This window comes from Roseiarcus sp., assembly GCF_052145395.1.
In the GTDB taxonomy this organism is placed as follows: Bacteria; Pseudomonadota; Alphaproteobacteria; order Rhizobiales; family Beijerinckiaceae; genus Roseiarcus.
Genome location: NZ_JBKQOT010000321.1, coordinates 1 through 6,361, shown reverse-complemented (window position 1 = coordinate 6,361; position 6,361 = coordinate 1). Strand labels below are relative to the sequence as shown.

Annotated in this window: 6 protein-coding genes; 5 read left to right on the top strand and 1 reads right to left on the bottom strand. The window is 67.6% G+C overall.

The genetic code is table 11. The features are described 5' to 3' along the window. The first annotated feature begins 208 nt into the window (after window positions 1-208). The 3 genes from dnaN to ACLP25_RS10920 all read left to right on the top strand — a co-directional run bounded on the left by dnaN (window position 209) and on the right by ACLP25_RS10920 (window position 2,570). On the top strand, window positions 209-1,327 hold the full coding sequence (gene dnaN / locus ACLP25_RS10930; RefSeq protein ID WP_442469222.1) for a DNA polymerase III subunit beta: 1,119 nt from the start codon (window positions 209-211) through the stop codon (window positions 1,325-1,327). 120 nt (window positions 1,328-1,447) lie between these two features. After that, window positions 1,448-2,080 (top strand): LysE family translocator, encoded by a 633-nt coding sequence (locus ACLP25_RS10925; RefSeq protein WP_442469221.1) that lies wholly within the window; start codon window positions 1,448-1,450, stop codon window positions 2,078-2,080. 274 nt (window positions 2,081-2,354) lie between these two features. Beyond that, window positions 2,355-2,570: a hypothetical protein gene (locus ACLP25_RS10920; protein ID WP_442469220.1), complete on the top strand. Its 216-nt coding sequence runs from the start codon at window positions 2,355-2,357 to the stop codon at window positions 2,568-2,570. 105 nt (window positions 2,571-2,675) lie between these two features. On the opposite strand, the gene ACLP25_RS10915 is transcribed toward ACLP25_RS10920, so the two are convergent. Next, on the bottom strand, window positions 2,676-4,400 hold the full coding sequence (locus tag ACLP25_RS10915) for an HAD-IIB family hydrolase (RefSeq protein WP_442469219.1): 1,725 nt from the start codon (window positions 4,398-4,400) through the stop codon (window positions 2,676-2,678). A 189-nt stretch (window positions 4,401-4,589) separates the two neighbouring features. Between ACLP25_RS10915 and ACLP25_RS10910 the strand changes: the two genes are divergently transcribed. Next, entirely contained in the window at window positions 4,590-5,597 is a 1,008-nt protein-coding gene (locus ACLP25_RS10910) for an HlyD family secretion protein (RefSeq protein ID WP_442469218.1), read from the top strand. Then, window positions 5,594-6,361 (top strand): ABC transporter ATP-binding protein (locus tag ACLP25_RS10905; protein ID WP_442469217.1); only part of this gene is annotated, 768 nt, incomplete at its 3' end. The genes ACLP25_RS10910 and ACLP25_RS10905, both read left to right, overlap by 4 nt.

Here is a 6,361-nt window from a genome sequence, read left to right as displayed (position 1 = left end):
AAGAACGGCAAGCTCATCGAACGGCCGGACGGATCAGAGGGTGGCGATCAGCAAGTCGCGTGACACGCCGATCCACAGGTCTTGACTATTCCTCTGAAATCGACGATCCGCCGGTCAGCCCGGCCTTGCGCTTGCGGACACGTCTTGGCAAAGTTCGCCCCCCTTGCCGCGTGTCGCGCGTGGGGAGGAAAGTAGCGGAAGTCCTGCGATGAAAGTCACCATCGAGCGTTCGGTCCTGCTCAAGGCCCTGGGGCACGTTCATCGCATTGTCGAGAAGCGCAACACGATTCCGATCCTCGCCAATGTGCTGATCGAGGCGGCCGACGGAAAGGTGGCGCTGAAGAGCACCGACCTCGACCTCGAGGCGACCGAGCAGGCGCCGGCGGACGTCGTGCAGGCGGGCGCGACCACCGTGCCGGCGCACGTCATCTACGACATCGTGCGCAAGCTGCCCGAGGGCGCGCAGGCGAGCCTCGAGATGGCCGGCGACACCGGCCAGCTTCTTTTGCGCTCCGGCCGCTCGCGCTTCTTTCTCCAGGCGCTGCCGGCGTCCGATTTTCCCGACCTCACATCCGGAGAATTCTCGCACCGCTTCACCCTGCCGGCGGTCGAGCTCAAGCGCCTGATCGAGAACACCCAGTTCGCCATCTCGACCGAGGAGACGCGCTACTATCTCAACGGCATCTTTTTGCACACCGTCGACGTCGACGGGAAGCCGATGCTGCGGGCGGTCGCGACCGACGGCCACCGCCTCGCCCGCGTCGAGACGCCGGCGCCGCAGGGGTCGGACGGCATGCCCGGGGTGATCGCGCCGCGCAAGGCGGTGAGCGAAGTGCTGAAGCTCCTCGAGGACCCGACCCAGGACGTGCAGATCGAGATCTCCACCGCCAAGGCGCGCTTCCAGTTCGGCGACGTCGTGCTGACCACCAAGCTGATCGACGGCACCTTCCCCGACTACCAGCGGGTCATTCCGGCCGGCAACGACAAGCGGCTCGTGGTCGACAAGGAGCCCTTCCAGAATGCGGTCGACCGCGTCTCGACCCTGTCGTCCGAGCGCGGGCGGGCGATCAAGCTCTCGATCGGCGATAACAAGATGACGCTGTCGGTCAACAACCCGGACTCGGGCTCGGCGAGCGAGGAGATCGAGGTCGACTACGATTCCGCGCCGATCGACATCGGCTTCAACGCCCGGTATCTGCTGGACATCGTCGGCCAGCTCGCCGGCGACACGGCCCTCATCAAGATGGCCGACCCCGGCTCCCCGACCCTGATCCAGGACCGCGACGGCGGGAACGCGCTCTACGTGCTGATGCCGCTGAGAGTGTAAAGACTCTCTCAGGGGGAGAGGGGTCGGGGGTGAGGGGTTCAGCGGTTTGCCGTTACGCGGCGCGGACCCCTATCCGGCCCCAATTTGACGTTCTGATCGAAATGAGAGCCGGAGGCGCCGATGCCGTCCCTCGTCCATCTCATCGCCTTCGCCCTGGTCGCGCTCGGCCTGGTCCTGACGCCCGGGCCGAACATGATCTATTTGATTTCGCGATCTATCGTCCAGGGACGCGCCGCCGGCTTGATCTCGCTCGGCGGCGTGGCGCTGGGATTTGTCTTCTACATGCTTTGCGCGGCGCTCGGAATCACGACGCTCGTCTTCGCCGTGCCCTGCGCGTACGACGCGTTGCGCTTGACGGGAGCAGCCTATCTCGCTTGGCTCGCCTGGCAGGCGCTGCGCCCGGGCGGCCAGTCGCCGTTCGAGGTCAGACGATTGCCGATCGACAGCCCGCTGAGGTTGTTCGGGATGGGCCTCGTCACAAACCTCTTGAACCCGAAGATTGCGATGCTCTACCTGTCGCTGCTGCCGCAGTTCATCGACCCGAACGCCGGGAGCGTCCTGTCGCAGTCCTTGATCCTGGGCTGGACGCAAATCGTGATCAGCGTCACGGTCAACGCCGTCATCGCGATCATGGCCGGGTCGATCGCCGGGTTCTTGAAGGCGCGGCCTTCGTGGGCGCTTCTGCAACGCTGGCTCATGGGCACGGTGCTCGCCGGTCTCGCCGTTCGCATGGCCTGGGAAGGCCGCCGCTGACGCTGCCTTGGTTCTTCAAAGCCGGGTCGCCGGCGGGCAAGATGTGACGCCTGCGCCTTGAGTCGCACACCAGCGCCACCGCTCGGTACGGTGTCTCGCGCTTCTAATCGCGGACGCATGCGTATCTTTCGCCGCGCCGTCACGCTCCTGTTGCTGTCGAAGCTTACCGTAAGGTGGGGACTAGCGAAGGCGCTAGCTCGGGTCTTGCCCGGGAATCTCACCTGCCGAAGTTGCGACCAGGATGGGGCCCCACAAACGGTCAAGGAGCGACGTCATGGCGAAGGACAAGCATCCGGCAAGCGAGCATCATCATCAAGCGGCCGCTCATCATTCCGCTGCTGCCCACCATCATCTTCAGGCGGCCCACCTCCACAATATCGGCGAGCACGAAGACGCGCAGGAGCACGCAGACGCCGCTCACGAGCATAGCGAGGAAGGCCACAAGCACTCGAAGACGGCCAAGGAACATTCCGACAAAGCTGAGGATTGACGGGTTGGAGGGGACGGCGAAGCCGCCGTCCCCTCCGGAATTCTCGACCCGAAGGGGGCGAGGCCGATCGTCGCCCCGCGCGCCGACGGGAAACTCATCCGCACCTCAGCGGAAGTCCGCTCCCGTCGCCGCCGGCGCGGTGTAGCGGCGCTCGATCGACTCGCGCATGGCTCTGCGCGATTGCGCCGGATCTGCGACAGCGTCCTCGATCCCTTGCGCCTCGTCCGCAAGGTCCTCGTCCTTGATCGCCTCGCGTATCCACCTCGAGACGTCGTGGCGCTTCAGGTGATGGCGCCAGGTTCGGTCATCCACGCCGTCGGCCATCTGGAGGAAGATTCTCAGGTTTTGCGCGCGCAGATTGAGGGCCTTTTCGGGACCGCGGAAGTAAAAGCTCTTGTCCTCGCCGAGTTCGCCTTCGGTGTATTTGCGCGTGTGGCGCTCCATCTTGGAAGCCGGCGCGCGCAGTTCGACGAATTCCGGCGCCTTGCCGGAACGCCTCCGCCAGTGCAGCGCCCGGCCATGTTCCGCCGGCGACCCCGGGAGCGCGGGAGGGTCGATCGACAGCGCCCGGCAGAAGGCGCGGATCGTCTCGGCCGGCTTGTCGCCCACGGCGAAGACGTCGTCGACGGCCTCGAGGGCGCGGGGCGCGACCGTTTCGGGATCGACGGTGAGGAGGATCGCCGGAAGGTCTGGAGGCGCGGCGGCGTTGGCGTCCCGCTCGGCGGGAAACACGTGATGGGCTTCATCCACAAGAATCCAGTGCGGACGGCCAGTCCGCCCGCGCATCTCGACGAGGGCGCCGACAAAGCCCGCAAAAGCCGCGGGCCGGTCCTCGACGCTGACGGCGAGCATGTTGACGACGAGGCTGTCCTCCGGACGTTCGAGCGCCTTGAGCATTTCGGCAAGGCGCGGCGGCGACTTGGCGTCGCCGAGCGCCACGGCCGAGCGAAAACTGGAATAGTCGCCCTCCGGATCGAACACGCCGACCTGGAAGCCGCCGGCGGTCATGCCCTCGACGAGCGCCGTCGCCAGCGTGGACTTGCCGCCGCCGGACAGTCCGGCGATCAGCGCGCCTCCCCCGTGCGGGCGGAGGAAGACGGGCTGGCCGTCGGGCCGGACAGCCGCCTGAACGAGGCCGTGCTCCTTGTAGGGTGCGAAGGCGTCGACGTCTTCATCGAGCACGCGCCCGATCAGCTCGGCGACGCCCGCTCCGCGCGCGCCCTTGGTGACGAGGTCGGCCTCCTCCTTGATCGTCGGCAGCGCGTTGGCGACGGCGACGGCGAAGCCTGAGGCCCGCATGAAGGCATGGTCGTTCTCCGCGTCGCCGACCGCGACGACGTTGTGCGCGGAGAGGCCGAGGTCGTCGAGCGCGGCCTTGAGCCCGCTCGCCTTGTTGACCCCGGCCGGCAGAACCATCACCGCGCCCTTGTTGAAGGTGATCTGAAGCTCGAGCCCCAGATCGCGAATGGCCTCGAGCACCGCGGCTTCGTGAGGCTCCCAAGTGGCGACGATCGCCCGTCCGACCGACAGCGGCGCGACGCCCTTCTCCCGAAGCAAGGCGACGAATTCCGGCGAAGGCTCGGGCGCAAGCGGCTGCTCCTGCTTGGCGGCCGGATTAACCAGGAGTGCGCCGTTTTCGGCAACCACGCGATCGAACACATCGAGCCGCGGAAACACCTCGACAAGGTCGGGAAGCTCTCGGCCGGTGACGAGAACCAGCCTGCGGCCGGATCGCTTGAGGCGGACGAGCGCGTCGAAGGTGGCCGAATCGACGACGCCGTCGTGCGCCAGCGTGCCGCCGTAGTCGGTCGCAAGACAGATGATGTACATGAGTGAACCCCTATCCGTATGCCGAACGCGGCGCGAGGCGTCCGGGTTCCGCTCGGAGGGGCTCGCGATGCGCTCGTCGGGCCGCGTCCTTCCGTCCCAATGTCTTTTCCCGCCGAACGCCGCTAAAGGGACTCCCCTCACGCGGCCATCCGGGCCGCGGCTTTTGAGCGACCGCCGCGAGCGCGTGCCTTGATTCGACGTTTCCTTGTCCCTGCGGTTCTCATTGCGCTGGTCGCGGGCGCGGCGTGGGTTCTGTTCCGCCCGAAGCCGCCTCAGCCGGTCGCGTGGCAGGGCTACGCCGAGGCCGACTTCGTCAAGATCGGACCGACCCAGCCGGGGCTGCTCACCGCGGTCCGGGTCGCGCGCGGCGATCGTGTCGCCAAGGGCCAGCCGCTGTTCGAGCAGGACGACACCGACGACCGCGCCGCGGTCGATCAGGCGCAGCGTCTCTTGCAGCAGGCGCGGGGTCAGCTCCAGAACCTGCTGTCGCCGGCGAAGTCGAGCGAGATCGACCAGGCTCAAGCGAATCTGCGCGACGCCGAGGCCGCCCGCGACCGGGCGCAGGAGGATTTGCGGCGCAGCGCGCAGCTCCTCAAGTCCGGATCGGCGACGCAGCAGATCGTCGATCAGGAGGACGCCGCGCTCCGCTCGGCCGAGGCGAAGGTCGCCGCGGCGACGGCGGCGCTGACCACGGCCCAGGCGCCGATGGGCCGGCCGGCGGAGGTCGAGGCGCAGCGATCCATGGTCGATTCGCTCGAGGCGGCGCTGAAGCAGGCTCAGTGGCGGCTCGACCAGCGCTCAGTCACGGCGCCCGAGGCAGGCGTCATCGCCGACGTCATCGCTTTTCCCGGCGAGACGCTCGCCGCCGGCGCGCCGGTCGTCTCCCTGCTGCCGCCGGGAAACATTTTCGTCCGTTTCTTCATCCCCGAGCCCGAACTCGCCAAGGTGCATGTCGGCGACCGGGTCGATTTTTCCTGCGACAATTGCCCGGCGGACCTGAACGGAACCGTGTCGTTCATCGCCCCCAACGCGGAATACACGCCGCCGTTCATCTATTCCGAGTCGACGCGCGGCAAGTTCGTGTTCCACGCCGAGGCGCGGGCGCCGCCGGAGCAGGCGAAGCTCCTCAACCCCGGCGAGCCTGTGACGGTTGCGCCGACGGGTCAGGCCGAGGCTCCCACCGCGAGCGCGCCATGACCGACGCCGCGATCGAGGTCCGCGGATTGCGCAAGAGCTTCGGCGACCTGAAGGTGGTCGAGGGCCTCGATCTCACGGTCGCCGAGGGCGAGATCTGCGGCTTTCTCGGCGCCAACGGCAGCGGCAAGACCACCACTATCCGGATGCTCTGCGGACTGCTCAGGCCCGACGGCGGCGCCGGCCGGTGCCTCGGCTACGATATCATCAACGAGCCGCACGAGATCCGCCGCCAGGTCGGCTACATGACGCAGCGCTTCAGCCTCTACGAGGACCTGACGGTCAATGAGAACCTCGACTTCGTCGCCCGCGTCTACGAGATGCCGAACCGGCGCGCCGCGGTCCGGGACATCCTCGGCCGCATGGGGCTCATGAACCGCCGCGAACAGCTCGCCGGGCAACTTTCGGGCGGCTGGAAGCAGCGGCTGGCGCTCGCCGCCTGCGTCCTGCACGAGCCGAAGCTGCTGCTGCTCGACGAACCCACTGCGGGCGTCGACGCCAAGGCGCGGCGCGAGTTCTGGGACCTGATCCACGACATGGCGGTCGAGGGCCTGACGACGCTGGTCTCGACCCACTACATGGACGAGGCCGAACGCTGCAAACGCATCGTCTATCTCGCCCAAGGGCGGATTGTGGTTCAGGGCGCGGCCTCGATGGTCGTCGAGAAGTCCGGCCTCATCGCCTACGAGGGGACGGGCGGCGACGTCGATCGCGCCGCGGTGGCGCTGCGCCATACGCCGGGCGTCGAGGCCGCCGCAGTCTTCGGC

Excerpts from the sequence above, each read along its gene's own strand:
- dnaN (WP_442469222.1), top strand. The coding sequence starts at position 209 with ATGAAAGTCACCATCGAGCGTTCGGTCCTGCTCAAGGCCCTGGGGCAC.
- ACLP25_RS10925 (WP_442469221.1), top strand. The coding sequence starts at position 1,448 with ATGCCGTCCCTCGTCCATCTCATCGCCTTCGCCCTGGTCGCGCTCGGC.
- ACLP25_RS10920 (WP_442469220.1), top strand. The coding sequence starts at position 2,355 with ATGGCGAAGGACAAGCATCCGGCAAGCGAGCATCATCATCAAGCGGCC.
- ACLP25_RS10915 (WP_442469219.1), bottom strand. The coding sequence starts at position 4,400 with ATGTACATCATCTGTCTTGCGACCGACTACGGCGGCACGCTGGCGCAC.